General features: G+C 55.9%; 24 protein-coding genes. 17 read left to right on the top strand and 7 right to left on the bottom strand.

Features of this window, described 5'->3' with window-relative positions; genetic code table 11:
* Positions 1 to 61: 61 nt before the first annotated feature.
* Positions 62 to 943: an AEC family transporter gene (locus tag ABJF76_RS18885; RefSeq protein ID WP_413820251.1), complete on the bottom strand. Its 882-nt coding sequence runs from the start codon at positions 941 to 943 to the stop codon at positions 62 to 64.
* Between the two features lie 84 nt (positions 944 to 1,027).
* Here ABJF76_RS18885 and hspQ point away from each other — a divergent pair, with 84 nt between their 5' ends.
* Positions 1,028 to 1,354, top strand: coding sequence for a heat shock protein HspQ (gene hspQ, locus ABJF76_RS18890; protein WP_413820252.1), 327 nt, complete (start codon positions 1,028 to 1,030; stop codon positions 1,352 to 1,354).
* Between the two features lie 38 nt (positions 1,355 to 1,392).
* Here the strand turns inward: hspQ and ABJF76_RS18895 are convergent, their stop codons facing one another.
* From ABJF76_RS18895 to ABJF76_RS18905, 3 genes are all read right to left on the bottom strand, one after another.
* On the bottom strand, positions 1,393 to 2,967 hold the full coding sequence (locus tag ABJF76_RS18895) for a gamma-glutamyltransferase family protein (RefSeq protein ID WP_413820253.1): 1,575 nt from the start codon (positions 2,965 to 2,967) through the stop codon (positions 1,393 to 1,395).
* A gap of 441 nt (positions 2,968 to 3,408) precedes the next feature.
* On the bottom strand, positions 3,409 to 3,858 hold the full coding sequence (locus tag ABJF76_RS18900; RefSeq protein WP_413820254.1) for an ATP-binding protein: 450 nt from the start codon (positions 3,856 to 3,858) through the stop codon (positions 3,409 to 3,411).
* A gap of 28 nt (positions 3,859 to 3,886) precedes the next feature.
* A complete protein-coding gene (locus ABJF76_RS18905; protein WP_413820484.1) occupies positions 3,887 to 4,225 on the bottom strand; it encodes an STAS domain-containing protein in 339 nt (112 codons plus the stop codon).
* A 92-nt stretch (positions 4,226 to 4,317) separates the two neighbouring features.
* On the opposite strand from ABJF76_RS18905, the gene ABJF76_RS18910 reads away from it, so the two are divergent.
* From ABJF76_RS18910 to ABJF76_RS18930, 5 genes are all read left to right on the top strand, one after another.
* Positions 4,318 to 5,490, top strand: coding sequence for a thiolase family protein (locus tag ABJF76_RS18910; protein WP_413820255.1), 1,173 nt, complete (start codon positions 4,318 to 4,320; stop codon positions 5,488 to 5,490).
* Between the two features lie 62 nt (positions 5,491 to 5,552).
* Positions 5,553 to 6,017: a GAF domain-containing protein gene (locus ABJF76_RS18915; RefSeq protein ID WP_413820256.1), complete on the top strand. Its 465-nt coding sequence runs from the start codon at positions 5,553 to 5,555 to the stop codon at positions 6,015 to 6,017.
* Between the two features lie 53 nt (positions 6,018 to 6,070).
* Positions 6,071 to 6,643: a helix-turn-helix domain-containing protein gene (locus tag ABJF76_RS18920; protein WP_413820257.1), complete on the top strand. Its 573-nt coding sequence runs from the start codon at positions 6,071 to 6,073 to the stop codon at positions 6,641 to 6,643.
* Positions 6,643 to 7,263, top strand: coding sequence for a LysE family translocator (locus ABJF76_RS18925; protein WP_413820258.1), 621 nt, complete (start codon positions 6,643 to 6,645; stop codon positions 7,261 to 7,263). The genes ABJF76_RS18920 and ABJF76_RS18925 overlap by 1 nt, the downstream gene beginning before the upstream one ends.
* Positions 7,263 to 7,649, top strand: a complete 387-nt coding sequence (locus ABJF76_RS18930) for a GFA family protein (protein WP_413820259.1) — start codon at positions 7,263 to 7,265, stop codon at positions 7,647 to 7,649. Before ABJF76_RS18925 ends, ABJF76_RS18930 begins: the two co-directional genes overlap by 1 nt.
* Positions 7,650 to 7,670: 21 nt before the next feature.
* On the opposite strand, the gene ABJF76_RS18935 is transcribed toward ABJF76_RS18930, so the two are convergent.
* Entirely contained in the window at positions 7,671 to 9,086 is a 1,416-nt protein-coding gene (locus ABJF76_RS18935) for a hypothetical protein (RefSeq protein WP_413820260.1), read from the bottom strand.
* A gap of 92 nt (positions 9,087 to 9,178) precedes the next feature.
* On the opposite strand from ABJF76_RS18935, the gene ABJF76_RS18940 reads away from it, so the two are divergent.
* From ABJF76_RS18940 to rarD, 4 genes are all read left to right on the top strand, one after another.
* Positions 9,179 to 11,626, top strand: coding sequence for a GcvT family protein (locus tag ABJF76_RS18940; RefSeq protein WP_413820261.1), 2,448 nt, complete (start codon positions 9,179 to 9,181; stop codon positions 11,624 to 11,626).
* Positions 11,627 to 11,692: 66 nt separating this feature from the next.
* The gene (locus ABJF76_RS18945) at positions 11,693 to 12,589 is read left to right on the top strand and encodes a homocysteine S-methyltransferase family protein (RefSeq protein ID WP_413820262.1); all 897 of its coding nucleotides are present in this window, start codon (positions 11,693 to 11,695) and stop codon (positions 12,587 to 12,589) included.
* An 11-nt stretch (positions 12,590 to 12,600) separates the two neighbouring features.
* Positions 12,601 to 15,048, top strand: coding sequence for a GcvT family protein (locus ABJF76_RS18950; protein ID WP_413820263.1), 2,448 nt, complete (start codon positions 12,601 to 12,603; stop codon positions 15,046 to 15,048).
* A gap of 46 nt (positions 15,049 to 15,094) precedes the next feature.
* Positions 15,095 to 15,997 (top strand): EamA family transporter RarD, encoded by a 903-nt coding sequence (gene rarD / locus ABJF76_RS18955; protein ID WP_413820264.1) that lies wholly within the window; start codon positions 15,095 to 15,097, stop codon positions 15,995 to 15,997.
* A 3-nt stretch (positions 15,998 to 16,000) separates the two neighbouring features.
* Here the strand turns inward: rarD and ABJF76_RS18960 are convergent, their stop codons facing one another.
* A complete protein-coding gene (locus ABJF76_RS18960; RefSeq protein ID WP_413820265.1) occupies positions 16,001 to 16,753 on the bottom strand; it encodes a hypothetical protein in 753 nt (250 codons plus the stop codon).
* A gap of 55 nt (positions 16,754 to 16,808) precedes the next feature.
* Positions 16,809 to 17,606: an alpha/beta hydrolase family esterase gene (locus tag ABJF76_RS18965; RefSeq protein ID WP_413820266.1), complete on the bottom strand. Its 798-nt coding sequence runs from the start codon at positions 17,604 to 17,606 to the stop codon at positions 16,809 to 16,811.
* A 107-nt stretch (positions 17,607 to 17,713) separates the two neighbouring features.
* On the opposite strand from ABJF76_RS18965, the gene ABJF76_RS18970 reads away from it, so the two are divergent.
* The 7 genes from ABJF76_RS18970 to ABJF76_RS19000 all read left to right on the top strand — a co-directional run bounded on the left by ABJF76_RS18970 (position 17,714) and on the right by ABJF76_RS19000 (position 24,427).
* Positions 17,714 to 18,361, top strand: a complete 648-nt coding sequence (locus ABJF76_RS18970; RefSeq protein ID WP_413820267.1) for a pseudouridine synthase — start codon at positions 17,714 to 17,716, stop codon at positions 18,359 to 18,361.
* 424 nt (positions 18,362 to 18,785) lie between these two features.
* Positions 18,786 to 18,950 (top strand): hemin uptake protein HemP, encoded by a 165-nt coding sequence (locus ABJF76_RS18975; RefSeq protein WP_413820268.1) that lies wholly within the window; start codon positions 18,786 to 18,788, stop codon positions 18,948 to 18,950.
* Positions 18,947 to 19,423, top strand: a complete 477-nt coding sequence (locus ABJF76_RS18980; protein ID WP_413820269.1) for a hypothetical protein — start codon at positions 18,947 to 18,949, stop codon at positions 19,421 to 19,423. The genes ABJF76_RS18975 and ABJF76_RS18980 overlap by 4 nt, the downstream gene beginning before the upstream one ends.
* A 12-nt stretch (positions 19,424 to 19,435) precedes the next feature.
* Positions 19,436 to 20,698 carry an imelysin family protein gene (locus ABJF76_RS18985; protein WP_413820270.1) on the top strand — a complete coding sequence of 421 codons (1,263 nt, stop codon included), beginning with the start codon at positions 19,436 to 19,438 and terminating at the stop codon, positions 20,696 to 20,698.
* Positions 20,699 to 20,770: 72 nt separating this feature from the next.
* Complete coding sequence (locus tag ABJF76_RS18990; protein WP_413820271.1) at positions 20,771 to 22,336, top strand: di-heme oxidoredictase family protein; 1,566 nt, start codon at positions 20,771 to 20,773, stop codon at positions 22,334 to 22,336.
* Positions 22,333 to 23,343: an imelysin family protein gene (locus ABJF76_RS18995; protein ID WP_413820272.1), complete on the top strand. Its 1,011-nt coding sequence runs from the start codon at positions 22,333 to 22,335 to the stop codon at positions 23,341 to 23,343. Before ABJF76_RS18990 ends, ABJF76_RS18995 begins: the two co-directional genes overlap by 4 nt.
* Positions 23,333 to 24,427 carry a DUF1513 domain-containing protein gene (locus tag ABJF76_RS19000; protein ID WP_413820273.1) on the top strand — a complete coding sequence of 365 codons (1,095 nt, stop codon included), beginning with the start codon at positions 23,333 to 23,335 and terminating at the stop codon, positions 24,425 to 24,427. The genes ABJF76_RS18995 and ABJF76_RS19000 overlap by 11 nt, the downstream gene beginning before the upstream one ends.
* Positions 24,428 to 24,432 lie beyond the last annotated feature (5 nt).

Consider the following 24,432-nt stretch of genomic DNA (forward strand, 5'->3'; position numbering starts at 1 on the left):
TTTTTGTTTTTTATTTTGTCACATCATAGCGAAAAAAGACGGCGTTGGAAATCACGAAATCTTATAGGACTGCGGCAAGGATCAAAGGCAAGGCGGCCACCGACATCAAAGTGGATGCAACAACCAAACCAGCGACCGACGGGGCATCGGCGCCATATTTTTCAGCCAGCAAATACGAAGTCACGGCCACTGGGGTGGCGACCTGTAAAACCAGCACGCCAAAGGCTGTTGGATTCAGTTCAAAGATCTGCCCAACGCCCCACGCAACACCAACACACAGCGCCAGTTTGACAGCAGACAACAGCGCCGCCTGCACCAATCCACGTGCCGATAGCCGTGCGACAGCAACGCCCAAAGTGATCAACATGACTGGGATCGCAATTTGACCAATCAAGCTAAGGGTGTTGGTTAGAAATTCGGGCGTTTCCCAACCCCGCCACAGAAACACGGCACCCAATACGGTGCCCCAAACCAAAGGTTCGCGCAGTACTTTGCCCAGTGATCCGGCCCCGGCCACCAACCAGATGCCAAAGGTGTAGGACCACAACGCCATGACGGCAAAAACGATGATCGCATAGCTTAAACCGATGTCGCCAAATGCAAAAAGCGCCAAGGGCAAACCTAAATTTCCAGTGTTCCCAAAGATCAGCGGCGCGGTATAGGTGCGGGTCTCAAGGCGGAGCAGTTTGACCAAAATCAAAAATGCCGCGGTGATGATGGCATAGGCTGTTACGGCGGCAAGCGATAAGGCCGTCAACGCCTCTGGATCGATTCGGGTTTGCATCAGCGACACAAGAATGAGGCACGGCAACGACAAAGTCATCGCCAATTTGGTGACAAATTCGATGCGATATTCCAGCCCGATCTTCACCCAGACAAAGCCGATACTGGCTAAAATAAACACTGGGGCAACGACTTGAAGGACTGTTACTGTCAGGTTCACAGACTGTTTCCGGTAAAATGCGTTCAATTGTTGGACAAATGTCCCTTGCTCCGTGTAGTCACGGTCGATAGGGGGCGCAATGTAATGCTCAGAACTCGCGCGAAATATCACTTGGGCCAAGTTGTCCGGCACAAAAAGCACCCCTTTCGGGGTGTTGTTTTTGATGTGGATCCCGAGTTTTCCAATACGGATGAATGGTACGAAGCCATCCCTGAGGACAGCCGCCCCAGAAAAGCACAGCCGTTTTACCATCTGCTGGCTGAAAACGACCAAAGCTATTACGTGGCTTATGTGTCTGAACAAAACTTGGTTGCCGATTATTCTGGCGAACCAGTGGACCACCCCGACATTCCCGACCTGTTTGGCCCGTTTCAGGATGGCACGTATCCGCTGCACTTCCAGTTGAATTGATAGAAAAGGTGCGCAGTGATTGCGCACCCGTCGGTCCATCAGTACCCAAGGGCACAACCGTCTTTGCGCGGATCACTCGCGCCTTCCAACACGCCATCGTCCCGCATCGCAATCGCCTGCGCGCCGCCAATTGCGACATCTGGGATGCTAACCTTGTGCCCCATTTCTGACAGTTCTGCGCGCACCGCATCGCTATATCCACGCTCGACCTTCATATCACCACTGTCGCTAAAGGCGCGGGGCGCATCGATGGCGCTTTGCGGATCCATTCCAAAATCAACCATGTTGCTGACAAACCGCGCATGGCCGTTAGGCTGATAAGCACCCCCCATCACCCCAAAAGGCATGTAAGGTTTGCCGTCCTTTGCCAACAAACCGGGAATGATCGTGTGCATCGGGCGTTTACTGCCTTTTAACTCGTTGGGATGACCTTCCTCGAGTGTAAAGCCTGCGCCTCGGTTCTGCAAAAGAACGCCGTATTTTTCCGACGCGATGCCCGACCCGAAGCCATGGAAAACCGAATATATCAACGAAACGGCCATGCCGTCGCGATCGACCACGGTGATATAAATCGTGTCTTTGTGGACTTGTTCGGACAACGCTTTTGGGTCCGCCGAAGCACGGTTCGGGTCGACCAACGCGGCCAGCTGCGCCGCTGTTTCCGGCGCCAACATGTGTTCCAGGCGGGTGGTGAAATCGAAATCAGCCAAGAATCGGTTGCGCGCATCATAAGCGAGCTTCGCGACTTCGGCTTCGATATGCGCGCGTTGGGCGCCGAGGGGGTCCATGCCGGCAATGTCAAAATGCGCCAACATGTTGAGCATAAGGTTGGCAGTTGCGCCGTGACCGTTGGGCGGGTGCTCAAACAGATCGACGCCCTTGTATGTGCTGCTGATTGGGGTGGTGTCGGTGCAAGCCGTCGAGGCGAAATCTTGTTCTGTGTGTTTGCCGCCTAAAGCGGTGAGCGTCGCAAGGATATCTTCGGCCACTTCACCGGAATAGAACCCGTCGCGCCCATGTTCAGCAATCTTGCGCAAGACCTTTGCCTGTCCGGGTGCCGCAAACATCTGACCGGTGTGCGGCACGTCGCCATTGATCAGGAAATGGTCACGCGCTTTACCTTGGAGCGTCCCTGCATCCTTGGACCAGTCAAACGCAACGCGGGGTGCCACCGGCACACCCGTTTCTGCATAGTGGATTGCAGGGGCAAGGATGCGGTCCAAGCCCAGTTTGCCAACGCGTTCGGACAGGGTGCAAAACGCATCAACAGCGCCGGGGATTGTGACAGCATGCGGGCTGTGGATCGGGACCACGCTGTCGCCATTTGCGCGAAGATCAGCGGCATCCAGCGCAGATGGCGCGCGGCCAGAGCCATTCATCGCGTTCATCTTACCATTGGCGTCGGACCACAGAACGAAACAATCCCCGCCGATGCCGGTCATTTGGGGTTCGCAAATGCCCAACAGAACCGCCCCGGCGATCGCGGCATCCATCGCGTTGCCGCCCGCTTTCAAAATTTCGATAGCGGTTTGTGCGGCGAGCGGATGAGAGGTCGCACACATGCCAGAGGTCGCCAGAACAGGCGAACGGCCCGGAAGATGAAAGTCACGCATGATGGAAAGCCCCCTGAGTATTCAATGTTCCTCGCAACGTAACTGCGTTGCGGGTGTTGTCCACTTTAATGTTGGGGTTTTTAAATTCCTCGATGCCGCGCACTGGGTGGGGGCAAGAAAACGCGGCATCGAGGGAAGCTATATGCAGCTACAAGAACAGGTATGCCGTCGGATCAAGGCGGGAATGTGGTCAAGGGGGGGCGGTTTTGCGATAATACGGGCTAAGAGCACTTTTTGCAGGAACATGCGTTTCAAAGAAGACGAGCTGCGCAGTGAGGGTCGCCACAAGGCATATGCTGCGGTCCGCTAAAGTGCAGGCATCTTGATGGCAGGATTGAGGTTCAGACCATGTACGTAGGATGACCATCAAAAACACTATCGTGGTTTTTTCACCGTCGCTAGATTGCGGGTCACGCCGTTAGGGCGCGGGTTTTTTGTGCTCTAGATTGCTGCTACGGCCAGACGCAGGGTCAGCCAGTTTTCTGAACCAATGCGTTCGTAACTTACGTCTTTGGCCAGATCTTTGATCAAGAACCAGCCAAAGCCGCCTTCGGGCATGTCGTTTAAGGCTACATCCACATTGGCGGCTGTTCCCAACGGCATACGTCCGTCGGGCATGCAGCGACCTTGATCGATAACTGTCAAATGCAAGCCATCTGTTTGATGCTCGCAAGTGATGTCGATCGATCCCTTAGGGTCACCGTCGGGATAGGCATGTTCGACAATGTTGTTGAGCGCTTCGGCCATGACGATTTCGACGGTGCCAGCCTCTTCTAGGTCCAACGACAATGGCATCAAACCACTCAACAAGCTTTTCAACGCCTCCCGCACGGCGAGTTCGCTGCTTTGCACGGAAACCCGAAAAACTGGGAGAAAGGTGGCGGTTGGCATGATGTCGTCTTTCAAAGGCAAGGACTGATCAGGACTTCAATTGTTCAAGAGCACCGTCTAGCGTTGGAAAAACGCTGAAAACACTGTCCATTCGCGTAAGGCGGAATACTTTTTCGACGGTCGGGGTTAGGCCTGCCAAGGCTAATTTACGCGATTTCCCCATGTTTTTCATGGCGGCGACAATTGCACCTAACCCACTGGAATCAATGAAATGTACTTCGCTAAGGTCTAAGATGACGATATCGTTGCCTTCATCAGTGGAGGCACGCATGGCATCTTTGAATTCGATGGCGACAGCGGCATCAATTCTGTTGTCGAGAACAGAGACAACTTGCAGGTTGTCTTCTGATCGGCTGCGAAGTTCCATCATGGTTCCTCATGTTCTGTTTTGGTTGCATTGCGTGTCTAAATCGCAATCATTACTATTGTATTGCCACCAACCCAAAAGGACCGACCCTCATGAAATCAGTCGTCATTGCGGGGGCGTCACGCACGCCCATGGGTGGATTTCAGGGTGCGCTGTCTGACATGTCCGCGGCAGAATTGGGCGGCGTCGCGATCAAAACCGCTTTGGCGGGTGCCAAACTGCCCACAGTGGATGAAGTGCTGATGGGGTGTGTCTTGCCCGCAGGCCAAGGTCAAGCGCCGGCGCGTCAAGCAGGGTTCGCCGCAGGCCTTGCCGAGAACGTCCCAGCCACCACGCTTAACAAGATGTGCGGATCGGGGATGAAAGCGGTGATGATGGCCTTTGACCAAATTGCACTAGGTCAGACCGATACGATGATCGCTGGCGGTATGGAAAGCATGTCAAATGCGCCCTACATGCTGCCCAAAATGCGAGATGGTGCGCGCTTGGGGCATTCTCAGGTGGTTGACCATATGTTTCTTGATGGTCTGGAAGACGCCTATGACAAAGGGCGCTTGATGGGCACATTTGCCGAAGATTGCGCGGAAACTTTTCAGTTCACCCGCGCTGTGCAGGACGAATATGCGCTAGCCTCGCTTGCCCGTGCGCAGGATGCAATTGCGAATGGCGCATTCGATGCCGAAGTGACGCCCGTAGAAATTAAAACGCGCAAAGGCACTGTGTCGGTAACGGCAGACGAGCAACCCGGCACCGCGCGCCCTGATAAAATTCCAAACCTCAAACCGGCGTTTCGCGAAGGTGGGACAGTGACGGCGGCCAATGCGTCGTCGATCTCGGACGGGGCGGCCGCCCTTGTGCTGGCATCCGAAGATACCGCCCAAAGTCAAAATTTACCAATCCGTGCCCGCATTCTTGGTCATGCCAGCCACGCCCAAGCCCCCGGCTTGTTCACAACGGCGCCCGTTCCCGCTGCCGAAAAGCTATTGGCGCGCATCGGCTGGCAAAAAGAAGACGTCGATCTGTGGGAGGTAAACGAAGCCTTTGCCGTCGTTCCGCTGGCCTTTATGCGCGAAATGGGGCTGGACCACGACATCGTCAACGTGAATGGCGGCGCCTGCGCTTTGGGACACCCGATTGGGGCATCCGGCGCGCGGATCATTGTCACCTTGTTGCACGCGCTCGAACACAGAAGTCTCAAACGTGGTATCGCTGCGATCTGCATTGGCGGCGGCGAAGGTACGGCCATTGCGATCGAACGTCCTTGATCCAAACGATCAATGGGACAGGGGCCAAACCTTGATCAAACATGCGCCAAAAGGAATGACAGATGCCTGACTACACCATGTTGGCAAAAACGCTGCAAAGCTTGACCCAAGGCGAAACCGATACTGTGGCTTTGATGGCCACGGTCGCCTGCGAAGTGCACCATTGCGATGACCGTTTTGACTGGACCGGTTTTTATCGCGTCACAGGGCCTGAGATGTTAAAGATCGGGCCATATCAGGGCGGTCATGGTTGCTTGCAAATCCCCTTTACGCGCGGAGTGTGCGGCGCGGCGGCGCGCACTGGCACAGTGCAGCTGGTGGCGGATGTGGACGCCTTTCCGGGGCACATTGCCTGTGCGTCCTCTACCAAATCCGAGCTGGTTATTCCCGTCTACGGCAAAGCGGGTGCATTGATCGGCGTGTTTGATATCGACAGTGATCAGCCCGATGCCTTCACTCAAGAAGACGCAGACCAACTGACGGCAGTTCTTGGGGCTATTTTTGGCGGGCGTGAAATTTTGGATTGATTTTTCACAAGAACTGTCTTTACGTGAAATTCTAAGAAGGAATTTCACGAGTCATGCTGCAAACCAACCCCTACAACAGCCCTAGCCTTGGTGCCGATCTACGCGCCTTGCGCAAAGCGCGCGGCATGACGTTGCAGGACATGGGGGATGCGCTTGGGCGTTCTGTCGGGTGGCTTAGTCAGGTTGAACGCGACCTGTCGGAGCCTTCGGTCACCGATCTGCGCGAGATCGCAAAGGTGCTTGATATCGCCGTTTCGTCGCTGTTCCGGCGCGGTGCAGCGCCGGCCGAAGAAGAAGGGTATGTGGTGCGTGCAGGCGCGCGGCGGCCCATCGGGTCGCGCACAGCCGGTTTGGTCGAAGAATTGCTGTCCCCCGACCTCACCGATGACTTTGAAATGGTGCATTCCACGTTTGAAGCCCAAAGTGAAATCGTCACGCCCGTGATGCGACCCACGCAAGAGGTCGGTTATCTGATCTCGGGACGGCTTGACCTAGAAATCGGCGGACGCACCTTTACCCTCGCCCCCGGCGACAGCTTCCGCATTCGTGGCGAAGCCTTTCGTTGGATGAACCCCTATGACACCCCAGCGATCGCGATTTGGGTCATCGCGCCCCCGGTCTACTGATGTCGTTTGAGGGGTGGATCATATTCGCGCTGTTCTGGGCAGTATTCGTGACCACGCCGGGACCGAATGCGGTCAATTGCATCACCAATGGAATGACGATCGGGTTTAGGCGGTCTTTGGTGGGCGTGCTGGCCATCTTGACGCAAGCAAGCCTGTTTCTGTTGTTGTCGGCCTTGGGCATTACCGCACTGATTGCCGCGTCCGCGACGGCCTTTTGGGTGGCCAAACTGATCGGCGCAGGCTTTCTGATCTTTCTTGGCGTGCGGGGCTGGTTGAATGCGGCGACGCCACCCAAAGTGACTGTGCATTCGGGAAAATCGGTCTATTTGCGCGCACTTGCCATTGCCACGATCAACCCCAAAAGCGTTGCAGGATACCTTGCTGCCTTTTCACAGTTCGTGCAGCCCGATGTGCCTGTCTGGGATCAAATGTGGCTGATTGTGCCAACCGCTCTGACCATCACGGCCCTGAGTTACACGGGATTTAGCGCGCTTGGGGCGGGCATCGGGCGCGCGGCACTTGGGGCGGTTTTCAACACTTGGGTGCGCCGCGCAATGGCGATCTGTTTCATCATTTACGGCGTGCTTTTGGGCGCCGTCGCAACACCGGGAAGGCCGTAATGCAAAAAGGAAGCTGCCTGTGCGGAGGCGTCACCTATGAACTGTCTGGGACCTTGCGCCCTTCTGTTGCGTGTCACTGTCTTCAGTGTCGCAAAACCAGCGGGCATTATGTGTCAGCGACGCAAGTCAGCGCAGAGGATCTGAACATAACCAAAGACGACACACTCGTTTGGTATCGCTCGTCTCCAGAAGCAGAACGCGGGTTTTGCAACAAATGTGGATCGTCCCTGTTTTGGCGGTGCGAGGCCGACAACGGGGCGACATCCGTGATGTCAGGAACATTAGATGGCGATACCGGGTTAAGCACCGGCAAACACATCTTTACGGCCTTCAAAGGCGATTATTACGACATCGAAGCGGGCGTGCCGCAGTTGAAAGAGCTCTGAGCCGTGGCGGTGGGCGCGCACCTAAAAGTCAAAGACAAAGGTGTCGGGCAAATCTCCGCCATAGATAATGTCGTTGCCGTTGCCACCCGAAAGAAGGTCGCCGCTCGCGCCGCCCGAAATCAGATCGTCCCCCGCTTCGCCGTAGATCATGTCGCTGCCCGACCCGCCGATAATCGTGTCGTTGCCTCCGCCGCCATAAATGGTGTCGTTTCCGTTTCCGGCAAAAATCAAATCATCACCGGGTCCGCCATAAATCAGGTCGTCCCCGTCGCCGCCGTGGATCGTACTGCCGCTTTCGCCACCATAGATAATGTCGTCCCCGTCGCCGCCGTCAATGATGTCTGCTCCTCCGCGCCCAAAGATTGCGTCGGACCGAGAAGTCCCCACAAGAGTGTCATCAGAAACGTTCCCAAAAATAGGTGCATCCAACACAGTGTCATAAGCTTGATCGGGGGCCAAAAACAAAGTCACATTTTGAGCGAGCAACTCGTCAATGATCGCCATCATTGTGGTCCAGTCAGTCGGTGTTTCGATGGCGGTCAAGGCGGTTTCATCAATGCCGATAAATGCGCCATTTGGGTCGGTTACGGTGCCATTGAAAAACGTGTTCGCCGTGCCCCAAAAATCCGTATTATCTGCCGTTATACCTTCCATAACCAGCCCATCCACAGCGGTTATAAAACTCCTTACCAGGTCAAGATCAAAGCTGTCAGGCGCATCTTCGCCGAAGAAGTAGTTACTCACGATGAAAGAATCCGAGTTGATCGTGATGTGCAGGTCGTCTTGGCTCAGACCCGTTGCGGCCATAACATCGTTCTGCACACGAACGACCAAGCGCATCATTTCCTCAGCGGCCTCGGATTGGCCCAGTGTGGTTTCGTCATAGCGGCCCACATCGTCCAGAAAAATACCGTTAAAACCATGTTCTATATAGGCAATGGACTGGTTAATTACGATCCTTTGCCAAGCGTCGTCTCTGTAATCCACGATATAGCCAAAAGTCCCGTCGCTGACCTGACCTTGCGCGTCGAACACTGGGCCACCTGCGGTGCCCAATGGCATGGCCAACCACGGCGGAGCAACGCTGACGTCCACGGGGCCAGCATCGGGATTGCCCGCATCGTCAGGGTTCGGCACCCAGGCATTGTCCCAATAAAACCTGTTATGATCGGTGACAGCCGCGTTGACATAGGCCAGCACAGTGCGCTCATCTGCCCCGTTAGGGCCACTAACCAAATCGTCAACCTGTGTGGTTGTATAGCGCGCGTCGCCAACTACAAAATCGTCCGTTTCGCCATTTCCATTCAGGTCAACGCTCGTTTCCGTCAGGTTTCCGGCTTCCAAGATCAGAGTGTTCAGCGAACTGGCAGCAAGCTGATCGACAATGTCTTGCGCCGGTTCATTCGGCGTACCGATCAAATAAATCGAAGATGTCATTGCATCAAAATCCCCAAGTTAACTCGCAATGCGGGAATTGTGCCGCTTCACGTACGCACGTCAACCAAGATTTTTTTCCCAAGGAGCCATCCATGTCTGACTTCCCAACAACTGCTCGCGTGGTGATCATCGGTGGTGGCGTCGTCGGTACATCAACGTTGTATCACTTGGCCAAAGCAGGCTGGACCGATTGTGTGCTGTTGGAAAAGAACGAACTGACAGCTGGATCAACTTGGCATGCCGCGGGCAACTGCCCCAACTTTTCGGGCTCGTGGGCCGTGATGAACATGCAGCGTTACGGATTGGAAATGTATCGTACGTTGGCGGATGATGTTGATTATCCGATGAACTACCATGTCACCGGATCTCTGCGGCTGGCCCATTCCAAAGAACGGATGCAGGAATTTGAACGCGTGTCGGGCATGGGGCGTTATCAGGGGCTAGAGATGCCTATCCTGACGCCCGAAGAGATGAAAGAACATCATCCCTTCATGGAAACACACGATCTTGCGGGCGGCATGTGGGATCCGCTGGACGGCGATATCGATCCTGCACAATTGACCCAAGCCATGGCCAAGGGCGCGCGCGATCTGGGTGCAAGGATCGAACGTTTCTGCCCAGCAAATGGGGTAGAGCGGGACGGTGACGAGTGGATCGTCAAAACCGACAAGGGTGACATTCGTTGCCAATACGTCGCCAACTGCGCAGGATATTATGCGCAGCGCGTGGGCGAATGGTTTAAACCCTTTGGCGGGCGCACTGTGCCGATGGTGACCATGTCGCACCAATATTTCCTGACGGATGAAATTCCCGAAGTGGCGGCATGGACCAAGGAAAAAGGTCACAAGCTGCCGATCATCCGCGATGTCGACATCAGCTATTACCTGCGCCAAGACAAAAACGGGCTGAACCTTGGCCCGTATGAACGTAATTGTAAGGCCCATTGGATCACACCCGAAGACCCAATGCCCGAAGACTTTTCGTTTCAACTGTACCCCGACGATCTGGAGCGGCTGGAGTTCTATATCGAAGATGCCATGGCGCGGGTTCCCGCATTGGGCACAGCTGGCGTAGGGCGCAATATTAACGGCCCAATCCCATATGCGCCGGACGGACTGCCGTTGCTTGGGCCCATGCCGGGCGTCAAAAACGCGTTTGAGGGGCATTGCTTTACGTTCGGCATCGCCCAAGGGGGCGGGGCAGGGAAAGTGCTGTCAGAATGGATTATGCACGGTGAAACCGAGTGGGACATGTGGGCGACCGACCCGCGTCGCTATACCGGGTATGCAGATCACGATTATTCCTTGGCCAAGGCGCTGGAAACCTATGGTCATGAATATGCGATGCATTTCCCTCATCACGAATGGCCTGCGGGGCGCAACAAAAAGCTGTCGCCGATTGACGCGAACCTTCGCGCGGTTGGCGGCCAAATGGGCGCTTACAATGGGTGGGAACGCGCGAATTGGTTCGCCAAAGACGGCGACGATACTTCTGATGCAGCGACCCATACGTGGGATCGTAGCGGACCATGGGCGCCGCGGATCAAAGCCGAGGTGGAAACGGTGCGCGACGGTGTGGGCGTGCTGGACTTGCCCGGTTTTTCGCGGTTCGAATTAAGCGGGAATGGGGCCGCTGAATGGTTGCGTGGGCGTATCGCTGGCGCGCTGCCCAAAGCTGGGCGCATGACATTGGGTTATTTCCCGGACAGCCGTGGGCGGATCCTGACCGAGATGTCGTTGATCCGCCACGGCGAGGATCACTTTACGCTGATTACAGCCGCGACCGCGCAATGGCATGATTGGGATGTGCTGAACAACGCGCTGCCAAAGGGGCTACATCTGACGGACCATACCGATGAATTTTCGACGTTGATCGTGAGCGGTCCGAAATCGCGTGACCTGTTCAAAGAATTGAACGCGCAAGCCGACCTTTCGCTGGGCTGGTTGACACACCAAGACGCGGTTGTGGCGGGTATCGCGTGTCGGTTGGTCCGTGTGTCTTTTGCAGGCGAACTGGGCTGGGAAGTGCACGCGCCAATGGCGGATGTGCCTGCGCTTTTTGATGCCATTACGGGTGCCGGTGCCATGCCGTTTGGGATGTATGCGTTGAATTCCATGCGCATCGAAAAAGGCTATCGCGCTTGGAAAGGTGATTTGAGCACCGACTATTCGATGTTTGAGGGTGGCTTGGACCGGTTCATCAAGTTGGACAAACCACAGGATTTCCCGGGCAAAGCAGCGTTGCAGAACGAAAAACAGCAGGGGTCTAAGAAACGTTTTGTGACATTGATTGTCGATGCAGGGGATCAGGACGCGCCTTATATGTCGACGATTTGGAACGGTGATGAGGTTGTCGGTGAAACGACATCCGGCGCATGGGGATACCGCATTGATGCATCCATTGCGCTTGGCGTGGTGCGTACATCTGTGTCTGTACCCGGAACACAGCTTGAGGTCGAAATTTATGGAAAACGTTATCCCGCGACGGTGCAAGAAGACCAACCGCTTTGGGATCCCGCAAATGATCGGTTGCGGGCGTGAGCGTTTTCCGGTCCGGAAAACGGCCCGGAAACCGTATCGGTTTCCGGCATCGAAAGGTTCAAAGTCATGACTGATATCACTCTTCTGGATGGCGGAATGGGGCAGGAACTGGTGCACCGCGCTGGGGACAAACCAACGCCGCTGTGGTCAACGCAAATCATGCTGGATCATCCCGGCATGGTCACGCAAGTGCATGCGGATTTCTTTTCCGCTGGTGCGACGATCGCGACCACAAATAGCTATGCGATCCACCACGACAGGTTGGTCGACACTCCGGTCGAGGGGGCCTTTTCGGCCCTTCATCAAAGCGCGATGTTTGAGGCACGCGCGGCCCGGCGGGCTCATGGTTCTGGCCGCGTCGCGGGGGCGATCGGCCCTCTCATCGCCAGTTACCGCCCGGATTTGCACCCAACTTCGGACATCGCTGTACCGCTTTTTGCAGAGGTGGCCGAACTACTTGCCACCGCTTGTGATCTGCTGATCTGCGAAACTGTCGCATCGCTTGCCCATGCGCGCGATATTTTGGCCGCCAGTACGCCGACAGGCATACCAGTTTGGCTGGCGTTGACGGTGGATGATACCGATGGAACCAAACTGCGTTCGGGCGAACCTGTCGCAGACGCCGTGCCAATTGCCGAACAGGGCGGGGCCGGTGCTATTCTTATTAACTGTTCTACACCCGAAGTCATCGCGCCCGCCCTTTCCTGCCTGCAAGCGACGTCGTTGCCAACTGGCGCTTATGCCAATGGGTTCGAACAGATCACAGACGGCTTTTTAAGCGACAAACCCACCGTCGATGCCCTGACCATGCGCAACGATTTTACCCCGGAACACTACGCGGAACACGTGATGGGTTGGGTCGCCGCAGGGGCCACCATCGTCGGGGGCTGCTGCGAAGTAGGCCCCGCCCATATCGCTGAAATTGCCCGCCGCCTGCGCGATGCCGGCCACACTATCGTCTAAGGATCACGCCCATGCCCGACCTTCCAACACAAGCCCGCGTTGTTATCATTGGCGGCGGTGTTATCGGCTGTTCTGTTGCTTATCACCTGACCAAATTGGGTTGGAAAGATGTCGTTCTGTTGGAACGCAAACAACTGACCTCGGGCACAACGTGGCATGCCGCCGGGTTGATCGCACAGCTGCGCGCGACGGCAAACATGACGAAATTGGCCAAGTATTCTCAAGAGCTTTACGGCAACCTTGAGGCTGAAACCGGCGTCGCCACGGGGTTTAAACGCGTCGGGTCCATCACGGCTGCTCTGACAGGTGAACGGCTCGAAGAACTGCACCGTCAAGCGGCGATGGCCCGTGCCTTTGGGGTGGATGTAGAAGAAATTTCGCCTGCTGAGGTTAAGGCAAAATACGATCACCTCAACATCGAGGATGTCACAGGCGGTGTCTATCTGCCGCTTGATGGGCAAGGTGATCCGGCCAACATCGCGTTGGCACTGGCCAAAGGCGCGCGGCAACGCGGCGCGACGGTGCAGGAACGTGTTGCCGTGACAGATATCTTGCGCGAAGGGCGCAACGTCACGGGCGTGAATTGGCAAGGCGAAGACGGAACCAACGGGCATATCGCGTGCGATCACGTGGTGAATTGCGCCGGTATGTGGGGGCATGAAGTTGGGCGCATGGCAGGCGTGAATGTGCCGCTGCAAGCCTGCGAACATTTCTATATCGTGACCGAAGCCATCCCCGGACTGACCCAACTGCCCGTGCTGCGCGTGCCGGATGAATGTGCGTATTACAAAGAAGACGCAGGCAAAATTCTACTGGGCGCATTTGAACCGATTTCCAAGCCGTGGGCCGTTGACGGCATTCCGCGCGACTTTGAATTTGATCAACTGCCCGAGGATTTCGACCACTTTGAACCGATCCTTGAGGCGGCGGTGAACCGCATGCCGATGCTGGCCGAAGCCGGCATTCATACATTCTTCAACGGCCCCGAGAGTTTTACGCCCGACGATGCCTATCACCTTGGCCTTGCGCCTGAGATGGACAATGTTTGGGTGGCGTGCGGCTTTAATTCCGTGGGCATTCAGTCGGCAGGCGGCGCGGGTATGGCGCTGGCGCAATGGATGGATGATGGCGCAAAGCCGTTTGATTTGGGCGATGTGGACGTCAGTCGCATGCAGCCCTTTATGGGCAACAAAACTTACCTTGCTGATCGTTCAACCGAAACGCTGGGCCTGCTGTATGCCGACCATTTCCCTTATCGCCAAAAGGCCACTGCACGTGGGGTGCGGCGCACACCGTTTCATAACCATTTGATGCAAAATGGCGCGGTGATGGGTGAAATGGCCGGCTGGGAACGCGCCAATTGGTTTGCGCGCCCGGGGCAAGATCCGGCTTATGAATATTCGTGGAAACGGCAAAACTTCTTTGAAAATGTCGCTGAAGAACACCGTGCCGTGCGCACCAATGTCGGCATGTACGACATGTCTTCTTTTGGGAAGATCCGCGTCGAAGGGCGCGATGCCGAAGCGTTTTTGAACCATGTCGGTGGCGGCAACTATTCGGTGCCCATTGGTAAAATCGTCTATACTCAGTTTCTGAACACCCGTGGCGGGATCGAGGCAGACGTGACCGTCACGCGCTTGTCTGAAATCGCCTATCTTGTCGTGACGCCTGCGGCCACACGATTGGCGGATCAGACTTGGTTGCAACGCCATGTTGGTGATTTCAACGTGGTGATCACAGACGTCACAAGCGGTGAAGGCGTGCTGGCTGTCATGGGCCCCAATGCGCGCAAATTGCTGCAAGCTGTCAGCCCGGCTGACCTGTCCAACGACACCAACCCGTTCGGCACTGCCCAAGAGATCGAGATTGGTATGGGCCTCGCCCGCATTCACCGCGTCACCTACGTGGGCGAACTGGGGTGGGAGGTTTATATCAGTGCCGATATGGCGGGCCATGTGTTTGAAACCTTACACGATGCAGGGCAAGACATGGCCCTTAAGCTGTGTGGTATGCACATGATGGACACGTGCCGTATCGAAAAGGGCTTTCGCCACTTTGGTCACGACATCACCTGCGAAGATCACGTGCTAGAGGCGGGCCTTGGCTTTGCCGTCAAAAAGGACAAGCCATCCTTTATCGGGCGCGATGCGGTGCTGCGCAAACAGGACGAAGGTTTGAGCATGCGCATGGTGCAGTTCAAACTGACGGACCCCGAGCCGCTTTTGTATCACAACGAACCGATTGTGCGGGATGGGCAGATTGTCGGCTACCTAAGTTCGGGCGCTTATGGTCACCATTTGGGCGCTGCGATGGGCCTTGGTTATGTGCCGTGTAAAGGCGAGGCTGCGGCGGATGTCTTGGCCTCAACTTACGAGATCGATGTGGCGGGCACGCGGGTCAAGGCCGACGTGTCGTTGCGCCCAATGTACGATCCTAAATCAGAACGCACAAAGGCGTGACGACCCGCTGATCCAATGCTAGGGGTGGTCCGAGAGGATCCCCCAAATGACGCAAGATTCTGGTGATACGCCTGCGGGCCTTGGCTTTGCGCTTGGGGCTTATATCCTGTGGGGGTTCCTGCCGCTTTACATGAAACTACTTAGTCACATTGGCCCGGCCGAAGTGGTGGCGCACCGTGTCATCTGGTCGGTGCCGCTTGCTGCTATTGTGTTGATCGCTTTGGGCCGCACTGGTGATCTGATGACTGCGCTGCGCAGCCCGCGCATGTTGGCAATGGGGTGCATCACAGCCGCACTGGTGTCGATCAACTGGGGGATCTACGTCTGGGCCATCGGGGCTGGGCATACGGTGGATGCCGCCCTTGGTTATTACATCAATCCGTTGTTTTCGGTTGCTTTGGGGGCCTTGGTTCTGGGCGAACGTTTGACGCGCATGCAAGGTGTCGCGATTGGGTTGGCGGCCATTGCTGTGGCGGTGCTGATTTGGCAGGCGGGTTCGGTGCCTTGGGTGGCTGTGGGATTGATCCTGTCTTGGGGACTGTATGCGCTGGCCAAGAAAAAGCTGCCGATTGGACCGAACCAAGGGTTCATGCTTGAGGTTCTCATCCTGCTGATCCCAGCGCTTGCCTATGTGGGATGGCTGCAAGGCACGGGTGCCGGGCATTTCACAGCGGGGATAAAAGATACAGTCTTGTTGCTTGGATGCGGGGCAGTCACTGCGGTACCGCTGATCCTTTATGCCAATGGGGCCAAAGGGTTGCGGCTTACGACCATCGCCATTCTGGGATATCTTGCGCCGACGCTGATCTTTGTAATCGCTGTGTTTGTCTTCAAAGAACCACTGGATCAAGGGCGGTTGATTGCCTTTCCGATTATCTGGACGGCGTTGATCATCTATTCGGTGTCGATGGTTCGACAGATGCGATCCAAGGCGGCTTCAGCCTTGTGACTTTCACCGTTTGGGCAGGATCCGGTTTAGCAAAACGATCGTGCGCAATGTGACCTCTGCCAATCGATCAAAACCTTGGGCTGCACCTTGATCATAGGCGATCAAACCCTTTTCAATTCGTTCTTCTTTGTCGGTGAAGCGGCGGAAGTTCATCGATTTCCCTACGCGGAAATACGAAAACCACACCCACGGGCGCTGGCATAATTGTGCCATGAAGGGCCAATCAAACTGCGTAAAAGCGGTATCGAGGATGTCAGACACGACGCGGTCCTGTTCCCACAGAAAGTGTCGGTGATACAGATCGCGCAACATCTTTTGGTCGGTGTCGGGGGCTGTCATTAGTTGATCGTAGTCCCTGACCAGATCAGGCGGGAAACCGTCGGCGATCAATGCGTCAGGCCCCAATTCCCGGATGCCGTGGACGATGACATAGGTCGCGACCATCACCGTGCGGTTGATCTCTTTTAAGGCGGCGACGTAGGTCGCAAAACAGCGATACCGGTGCACGGGACGATACGGGCCTGTGGGGTCTAGAACGGCAAAAACCATGGCGGCAAGTTTGGCGCAGACCAGATACCAAGAGGCCCAAATTGCACCATGCGCGGCAACTAACGCAAACACGCAAATCTGGTTTGAATCCTGGTAAAGCTCTAGATACGCGCGTGCCCGACGTCGCAACGCATCAGGGCGCCCCGCAGCCTGTTCTGCGCGCGCGGCAAGCGCGATAACGTCTTTGGAATATCCGGTGTCAAACATATGCACCGCAATATCGTGCTATGGTGGCACAAATATGTCCAGTCAGGCGGGCGTGTTATCCAGCCTCGAACCATTCGCGGGCCATCGTTGTCCACCCGCGTGGCATCCCGTGGCCACCGTCATGTTCGCAGAATTTTATCGCACCGGCGCCGCAGCTCTCATTCCATGTGCGGCAGCGGAACTGTTCACCGATTTCGATGGTGTCGGGGTGGCTGCGGCATTGGTTGGCCGTGCGTGCAAGGGCAAGGCTGTCCCAAAGGCTGCCTTGGTGCCAATCGCGAATGCCACGCCCCTCAAACGGGACTTGGTTGTCGCCGAATCCATGGATTTGCAAAAACCGCACCGGGGCCGTCGGGCAGTTGGTCGTGTCATTAGGTTGGCGCAGCGCCCCCGAGATCGAGGCGTAGCCTGCGAAGTGTTCAGCTTCTTTGCAGGCCATCAACCACGCCATCGAACCACCAGCAGAAAATCCAGCCACATAGATGCGGTCAGGGTCAATATTGGCCTTGGTTGCCGCATCTTTGATCACATCGAGGGTAAACGCTACATCATCGCGTGAACTGCCATCGCGGCCTGACCACCGCAGGGTCTTGCGCCCTTCGATTGGGGTGCCGTTGGGGGCAATCACGACATAGCCGCCTTCGGCAAAGTCAGATTTGATTCCGCCGCGAAAAATCATTGTTCCGCGGGCGTTATGGCCGTGAAAAAACACAAGGGCCGGCAGTTTTTCGCCAGCGAATTCAGGGGCCAACATGTGGTAACTGCCCCCTTCGATTTCACACGGGTCATCGGGGCCGCATTCGGCGGAAACAACTGTTGGAAGGGCAAGGAGCAGGGCAATCAAATATCTCATGACAGAGATGAAACCATGCAGCGAGAGGCGGTGCAACGGGCCACAGGATGATATCGCCGGAACGTGATTGGGGTTGCCTTGGCGTGGTACATTTGACAGGCGGAGGCATGAGTGAAGATTACGCCCCACCGCAGGACCCGTTGGACGTTCTGCATGACGATGCCCAAGTGCTGGTGGTCAGTAAGCCCGCCGGTTTGCTGAGCGTACCGGGCAAGGGCGAACATCTGGCCGATTGTCTGATCACACGGGTGCAAAAAGTGTGGCCGCACGCGCTGGTGGTGCACCGATTGGACCGCGACACCAGCGGCGTAATCGTGTTCGGATTGACGCCGCATGCGCAACGGTTTTTGTCCAAACAATTTGAATTGCGCGCTGCGAAAAAGTCATATGTCGCAAGGGTCTGGGGGCGGTTGACGCCCAAGACGGGGCGGGTTGATTTGCCTTTGCTGGTGGATTGGCCAAACCGTCCGCTTCAGCATGTGGACCATGAAAATGGCAAGGCCGCGATCACCGACTGGCGTGTGCTGCGCGATACGGAAACCGAAAGCCGGGTGCGCCTGATGCCTAAAACCGGGCGTAGCCATCAGTTGCGGGTGCACATGTTGGCGCTGGGCCATCCGATCCTTGGGGACCCTTTCTATGCGACAGGGGAAGCGCGGGATCATGAACGGTTGATGCTGCATTCCGAAGAACTAAAGATCAAGCATCCGGATTCTGGGCGCATGATGAAATTTCGCGCACCCGTCCCATTTTGATTTTGTAGCCTTCGGTTGGTATTTCTGACCTTCAGGCGATGCGAAGCGTTCACTCATGAAACACAGGTTATGAGGATAGGGCTCGTCTGGATTTACCGGTGCTTTATGCCCGGTTTCTCAAGAGCTATCAGTATTATTATATCCGAGTAAAATTGTCGGATTGACATTCCATACTAAATCAATCAGGTATATTTCAAGTCAAGCCACCCGGTATCGCAAGCATGGGAAGCCCGACACAAATTGATGTGAGGACTTCGAAAATGCACCGCAAAGACCCGATACCTACATTTCCCATCCTTGGCCCGCAGCGCCCTTGTTTGCTTGCCAACGCCACGCTCGAAACACTTCTGACAGGATTGAGCGCCGATGGGGTTTGCATGGAGTGGCTGTTTCATTGGTCAGCAAGCCGAAATGGATGTGTTTCATGAGTTTTCATACACCACCGCCAAAGCACCCCCTTCCGCGCGTTCAGCCCACCTATGCGGCACGCGATCTGACGGAAGGTGGCGATCAAGCGCAAATTGTATTGGGTGATCAAATTTACACTCTGCGGATTACGCGGGCTGGCAAATTGATCCTAACAAAATGAGCGCGGCGCAGAACAGACGCGGCGGGGCTCCTGTTGGGTACGTCACAGAATTGAGCGGACTAGAGGCGGCATCGGTCATCTATCTGCGTTTGTGGTGCGGCGGAGCCGACGCGCAGTCACAAGTTTGGAACGATTTCGCATGCAGTCTTGGCCCGGAACAGGGGCGCAAAGCTGTAAAAACCTTTGAGGGTTTGTGTGACCTTTGCGTCCGCCATGGCCGCCGACCGCTGATGCGTCATGCCGTTGAATGCAAATGCCTTGGCTCGGATGAATCCTGTTTTGCCAACTTCATAGCAACGGCAACTGAAGGGGATCGCGAAGATGCCCTGCTGATTGCGACGCTTTTGGTGCGGCCTGATGTGGCACCGCTTATCGCATCACTTGCGGCGGACTTTGGCCTTGCCCTCAAACGTATGCACCTAAGCGCTCCGCGCGCATTTGCAACAACATCTCAACCAACGACACTTCACTGACAAGGACCTCTCATGGCACGACATTTCTTTTTATCCGTTGCAGCGCTTGCTGCATTATCCACTCCTGCGCTGGCCGTTGAAAAGGTGGATGTTCTTGACACATACGCCGACATCGCCGCAGCCAAATATGGTGACAGCCTGACAACGGCCCAACATTTGCAAGCAATGGTAAACGCGCTTGTCGCGACCCCATCCGATGCTAACTTGACGGCTGCACGCAGTGCTTGGTTGGCCGCGCGCGTGCCATATCAGCAGACCGAAGTTTACCGATTTGGCAACGCGATCGTTGACGATTGGGAAGGCAAGGTGAACGCATGGCCTTTGGACGAAGGGCTCATTGACTACGTGGATGCCTCTTACGGTGGTGCGTCGGACGAAAATGCGTTGGCAGGTCTGAACGTGATCGCGCACCCAAATTTCACTTTGTCTGGTGCTGACATCGATGCGACAAACATCACCCCAGCCCTAATCGAAGACGCCTTGCACGAAGCAGATGGCGTCGAGGCCAATGTCGCCACAGGATATCACGCGATTGAATTCCTGCTGTGGGGCCAGGATTTGAATGGTCACGGCGCAGGTGCAGGCAACCGTCCGTGGACAGACTACGCCGTCGGCAGTGCTTGCACGCACGACAATTGTGACCGTCGTGGCGCGTATCTGACGGCCGCAACGGATCTGCTGGTGTCCGACCTCGAATGGATGACGGCGCAATGGGGTGACGACGGTGCTGCGCGGGCGCAAGTGATGTCCAATGTTGATACTGGCCTTGCTGCAATCCTGACCGGCATGGGGTCATTGTCTTATGGCGAAGTTGCGGGCGAACGCATGCGCCTTGGTCTCATGCTCAACGATCCCGAGGAGGAACATTCCTGCTTTGCCGATAACACCCACAACGACCACTATTATGACGGACTTGGTGTTCAAAGCGCTTATATCGGGGAATATGTCCGGGTTGACGGCACGCTTGTGTCCGGGGCTTCGCTATCCGACCTCGTGTCTGAAGCGGATGCGGCCCTAGACGCTGAGGTGCAAGAAAAGCTAAGCGCGACCATGATGTCCCTTGGACGGATCAAGACCACGGCAGAGGCCGGGTTTGCCTATGATCAGATGCTGGAACGCGGCAATGACGCGGGCGAGGCTTTGGTTATGGGTGGCGTTAATGGTTTCATCGATCAAACCCGGTCGATTGAACGGGTCGTGACGGTGTTGGGGCTTGATCAGATCGCTTTCGAAGGATCCGACAGCTTGGATGACCCGAACGCTGTGTTCCAATAAAAAGCAGGCCTTACTTTTACGGACGGCTTGAAACGCAACTCAACCTATCGGCCAAATTTGATGAAGAAAAACATGCGCAGTTTCATGCGACGAAAATGGAAAATGCCAAGCATTTTGATCTTTGTCAGTTTGGCCACGGGATGGTCAGCGTTTGCCGACAATGAAACCAAGGCCCCAGTTTGGGGCCTTGGTGATCCGCATTTGAACGTGGTGCCGCGCACCAAAGGCGAACGTGCACGGATCGCGGCCGTCACGACACCAACGACAGACTTTTCTACGGCTGAAAGGTTTGAAGAACGGGCTGCCGGTGCGGCCACCGTGCGGGTGTTAAGCGATGCGAACGCGTTCTCGCTGCCATCCGGCAACATTTCGTTTGAGGACGAACTGACCTTTAAACTTGGTAACGGTTTATTTCGTAAGCTCTGGGTTTCGGCCCCGTCGTCCACCCTTGCTTCGGACGGTCTTGGCCCTCTTTACAATGCGCGGTCTTGCCAACGGTGTCACATCAAAGACGGGCGCGGGCATCCACCGCAAAATGCTGCCGACAATGCGATTTCGATGTTTTTGCGCGTTTCCATTCCGGGTGGAATCGATGACGGCATCGCCGAGATCGAAGGATATATTGCAACGCTTCCTGATCCGACCTACGGCACGCAATTGCAGGATTTTGCGGTGCAAGGCCATGCCTCTGAATACCGTCTGAACGTCACCTATGCCGAAGAAATCGTGACCCTCGCGGATGGAACAAAGGTGTCCTTGCGCCATCCAAGTTACGAAGCGGCCAATCTTGGGTATGGTCCGCTGCACAAGGAAGCAATGTTGTCCCCACGCGTTGCGCCACAGATGATTGGGCTTGGGTTGCTAGAAGCGATCCCAGCAGCCACCATTCTGGCAAACGCCGATCCTGATGATTTGAATGGCGACGGTATTTCCGGCCGACCAAATGTTGTTTGGTCGGAAGAATTTGCCCAACCAATGCTGGGCCGTTTCGGACTAAAAGCAGGGCATCCGACGATCATGCAACAGTCTGCCGGGGCATTTGCCGGCGACATCGGGATATCGTCGCCTTTGTTCCCCGCTGGCGCCGGAGAGTGCACCGCCGCACAAGCTGATTGTCAGAATGCGATCCATGGCGATGGCGATGTGCGCGACACTGAAATTGACGCCGAAGGCATGGGCCTTGTTACATTCTACAGTCGCAACCTAGCAGTCCCTGCGCGGCGCAATGTGAATGACGCACAGGTCTTGCGCGGCAAGAAGGTGTTTTATGATACAGGCTGCACGTCCTGCCACACTCCCAGCTTTGTTACCCACAGACTAAAGGACCAGCCTGAACAAAGCTTTCAGCTGATCTGGCCGTACACGGATATGTTGCTTCACGACATGGGGCCCGCTTTGGCCGACAACCGACCAGAGGCACGCGCCACCGGGCAAGAATGGCGCACTGCGCCTCTGTGGGGTATTGGCCTTACTGAACAAGTCAGTGGGCACACTAATTTCCTGCATGACGGTCGCGCACGGTCACTGCTTGAGGCCGTGTTGTGGCATGGCGGCGAAGCACAAACGCAACGTGATGCCGTGGTGGCCCTGCCAACCGCCGCCCGCGCCGCCCTAATCGCCTATCTGGAGAGTCTATGAAACGAACCGCCCTTGCCGCAGCTTTGTCCTTGGTTCCAGTCACGGTAATGGCGCAAAACGCTGTTGTGCAAGACATCGTCGATGCACACATCCTGCCCCGGTTTGAAGCATTGGCAACCCAATCGCACGCATTGGCCGATGCTGCCGGGCAAGATTGCACACCAACGTCAACAGCGCTGCGCGCGGCCTACGGTGACGCGTTCGATGCGTGGATCGCAGCCAGCCACTTGCGTTTTGGCCCAACTGAAACGAATGATCGTGCTTTTGCGATCGCTTTTTGGCCCGACAATCGCGGTGCCACGCCGCGGACGCTGAACGCGCTTATTCAGGACAAAGATCCAATTATCGCAAACGGCGCGGAATACGCAGAGGTTTCAATCGCAGCGCGGGGTTTTTATGCGCTGGAATTTCTATTGTTTGACGACGCGTTGATGGGGGCAGGCGATGCGGACTATCACTGCAAACTTGTTCAAAGCATCAGCGCTGATATCGTTGCAACGACGGATGCGATGTATGGCGATTGGCAGTCTGAGTACCGGACAACTTTGCTGACGCCTGACCCGGAGGGCGTTTACCGCTCGGATACAGAGGCGCTTCAAGAGCTGTTCAAAGCGCTCAGCACTGGGTTGCAATTCACATCTGATATGCGTCTTGGTCGACCACTTGGGACATTTGATAAACCACGACCAACCCGTGTCGAAGTGTACCGATCAGGCCGGTCGGCAACGCATGTTGGGTTAAGTTTGGAGTCTTTGCAGGATATCGCGCGCCGATTGGCATCTGGCGATGCTGCCCTTACCGCAGAACTGAATAACGACTTTAACAAAGCCCGCACAAAACTAGACGCGCTCAACGACCCGGTTTTCGCAGGTGTGACAGACCCGCAATTGCGTCTGAGGATTGAGGTGTTGCAACAATCCGTCGACACAATACGCACAACTGTGCGCGATGGACTGGGCCCCACTCTGGGGGTCGCGGCAGGTTTCAATTCTTTGGATGGTGACTGAATTGCGCGCTTCAAGATCAAACCGGCGGCAGTTCCTTACCGGCGTTCTGGCAGTAGGATTTGCGCCGAAACCCACATGGGCGGATGCCGGATCACCCAGTTACCTTTCGGCAGCTGCCCGACCAGATGAGGCATTCGTGCTTTGCGGTATTAACGCGGATCTGTCGATCGCATTTGAACAGCCTCTTCCGGCACGGGGTCATGCGGCAGCCGCGCATCCAACAAGGCCCGAGGCCGTCGCCTTTGCCCGCAGACCGGGGACATTTGCAATGGTTATCGATTGCATCACAGGCGCTCAGAAGGCGCAGTTATCGGCGCCAAGTGGCCGCCATTTCTATGGCCATGGGGTGTATTCTGCTGATGGGAGCCTGCTGTTCACAACTGAAAACGATTATGAGGCAGGTCAAGGTCGCATTGGTGTCTGGGATGTTGGGCGTGGGTATGTACGAACGGATGATTGGGCCAGCGGCGGCATCGGCCCGCATGACATTCAACGCTTGCCCGGCACCGATATACTTGTCGTTGCAAACGGCGGCATTGATACACATCCCGCAAGCGGGCGCACAAAGCTGAATATTCCCACCATGCGTGCGAACCTTGCCTATGTTGACAATGGCTCGGTGCTTGAAACGGCTTTGTTGCCGGAAGATATGCAAAAAAGCTCCATCCGGCATTTGGCGATTGGCCCGGACAACACAGTTATTTTCGGCATGCAATGGGAAGGGCAAGGGCAACCCGACGCGCTGGTTGGCACACATAGACGTGGTCAGGGCATGGCTTTTTTGAGCGCGCCCAGTGCTGCGATCCGCGACATGAATGGGTACATCGGAAGCGTCGCCGTTTCCGTTGATGGGCGTGTGATCGCAGCGACATCCCCACGCGGTGGTGTGCTGCAAATGTACGATGCGACGACTGCTGCACTGCAAAGCGCAATTCACTTTGAAGATGTGTGCGGCGTGGCACAGCAGGGAACTGGTTTTTCAGTGACTTCGGGTACAGGCGTTCTTCGCGCGGTTTCGGCGGGTCAACAGAGGGTAGAACACGCAACCCTGCTGGCATGGGACAATCATCTGATCAGGATATGACGTCA

The sequence above is a fragment of the Tateyamaria sp. genome, assembly GCF_039940735.1.
Taxonomy (GTDB): Bacteria; Pseudomonadota; Alphaproteobacteria; order Rhodobacterales; family Rhodobacteraceae; genus Tateyamaria.

Excerpts from the sequence above, each read along its gene's own strand:
- ABJF76_RS19000 (WP_413820273.1), top strand. The coding sequence starts at position 23,333 with ATGGTGACTGAATTGCGCGCTTCAAGATCAAACCGGCGGCAGTTCCTT.
- ABJF76_RS18970 (WP_413820267.1), top strand. The coding sequence starts at position 17,714 with ATGAGTGAAGATTACGCCCCACCGCAGGACCCGTTGGACGTTCTGCAT.
- ABJF76_RS18945 (WP_413820262.1), top strand. The coding sequence starts at position 11,693 with ATGACTGATATCACTCTTCTGGATGGCGGAATGGGGCAGGAACTGGTG.
- ABJF76_RS18965 (WP_413820266.1), bottom strand. The coding sequence starts at position 17,606 with ATGAGATATTTGATTGCCCTGCTCCTTGCCCTTCCAACAGTTGTTTCC.
- ABJF76_RS18895 (WP_413820253.1), bottom strand. The coding sequence starts at position 2,967 with ATGCGTGACTTTCATCTTCCGGGCCGTTCGCCTGTTCTGGCGACCTCT.
- hspQ (WP_413820252.1), top strand. The coding sequence starts at position 1,028 with ATGCTCAGAACTCGCGCGAAATATCACTTGGGCCAAGTTGTCCGGCAC.
- ABJF76_RS18930 (WP_413820259.1), top strand. The coding sequence starts at position 7,263 with ATGCAAAAAGGAAGCTGCCTGTGCGGAGGCGTCACCTATGAACTGTCT.
- ABJF76_RS18905 (WP_413820484.1), bottom strand. The coding sequence starts at position 4,225 with ATGGAACTTCGCAGCCGATCAGAAGACAACCTGCAAGTTGTCTCTGTT.
- ABJF76_RS18900 (WP_413820254.1), bottom strand. The coding sequence starts at position 3,858 with ATGCCAACCGCCACCTTTCTCCCAGTTTTTCGGGTTTCCGTGCAAAGC.
- ABJF76_RS18935 (WP_413820260.1), bottom strand. The coding sequence starts at position 9,086 with ATGACATCTTCGATTTATTTGATCGGTACGCCGAATGAACCGGCGCAA.
- ABJF76_RS18915 (WP_413820256.1), top strand. The coding sequence starts at position 5,553 with ATGCCTGACTACACCATGTTGGCAAAAACGCTGCAAAGCTTGACCCAA.
- ABJF76_RS18925 (WP_413820258.1), top strand. The coding sequence starts at position 6,643 with ATGTCGTTTGAGGGGTGGATCATATTCGCGCTGTTCTGGGCAGTATTC.
- ABJF76_RS18975 (WP_413820268.1), top strand. The coding sequence starts at position 18,786 with ATGAGTTTTCATACACCACCGCCAAAGCACCCCCTTCCGCGCGTTCAG.
- ABJF76_RS18985 (WP_413820270.1), top strand. The coding sequence starts at position 19,436 with ATGGCACGACATTTCTTTTTATCCGTTGCAGCGCTTGCTGCATTATCC.
- ABJF76_RS18920 (WP_413820257.1), top strand. The coding sequence starts at position 6,071 with ATGCTGCAAACCAACCCCTACAACAGCCCTAGCCTTGGTGCCGATCTA.
- ABJF76_RS18950 (WP_413820263.1), top strand. The coding sequence starts at position 12,601 with ATGCCCGACCTTCCAACACAAGCCCGCGTTGTTATCATTGGCGGCGGT.
- ABJF76_RS18960 (WP_413820265.1), bottom strand. The coding sequence starts at position 16,753 with ATGTTTGACACCGGATATTCCAAAGACGTTATCGCGCTTGCCGCGCGC.
- ABJF76_RS18910 (WP_413820255.1), top strand. The coding sequence starts at position 4,318 with ATGAAATCAGTCGTCATTGCGGGGGCGTCACGCACGCCCATGGGTGGA.
- ABJF76_RS18980 (WP_413820269.1), top strand. The coding sequence starts at position 18,947 with ATGAGCGCGGCGCAGAACAGACGCGGCGGGGCTCCTGTTGGGTACGTC.
- ABJF76_RS18995 (WP_413820272.1), top strand. The coding sequence starts at position 22,333 with ATGAAACGAACCGCCCTTGCCGCAGCTTTGTCCTTGGTTCCAGTCACG.
- rarD (WP_413820264.1), top strand. The coding sequence starts at position 15,095 with ATGACGCAAGATTCTGGTGATACGCCTGCGGGCCTTGGCTTTGCGCTT.
- ABJF76_RS18940 (WP_413820261.1), top strand. The coding sequence starts at position 9,179 with ATGTCTGACTTCCCAACAACTGCTCGCGTGGTGATCATCGGTGGTGGC.
- ABJF76_RS18990 (WP_413820271.1), top strand. The coding sequence starts at position 20,771 with ATGCGCAGTTTCATGCGACGAAAATGGAAAATGCCAAGCATTTTGATC.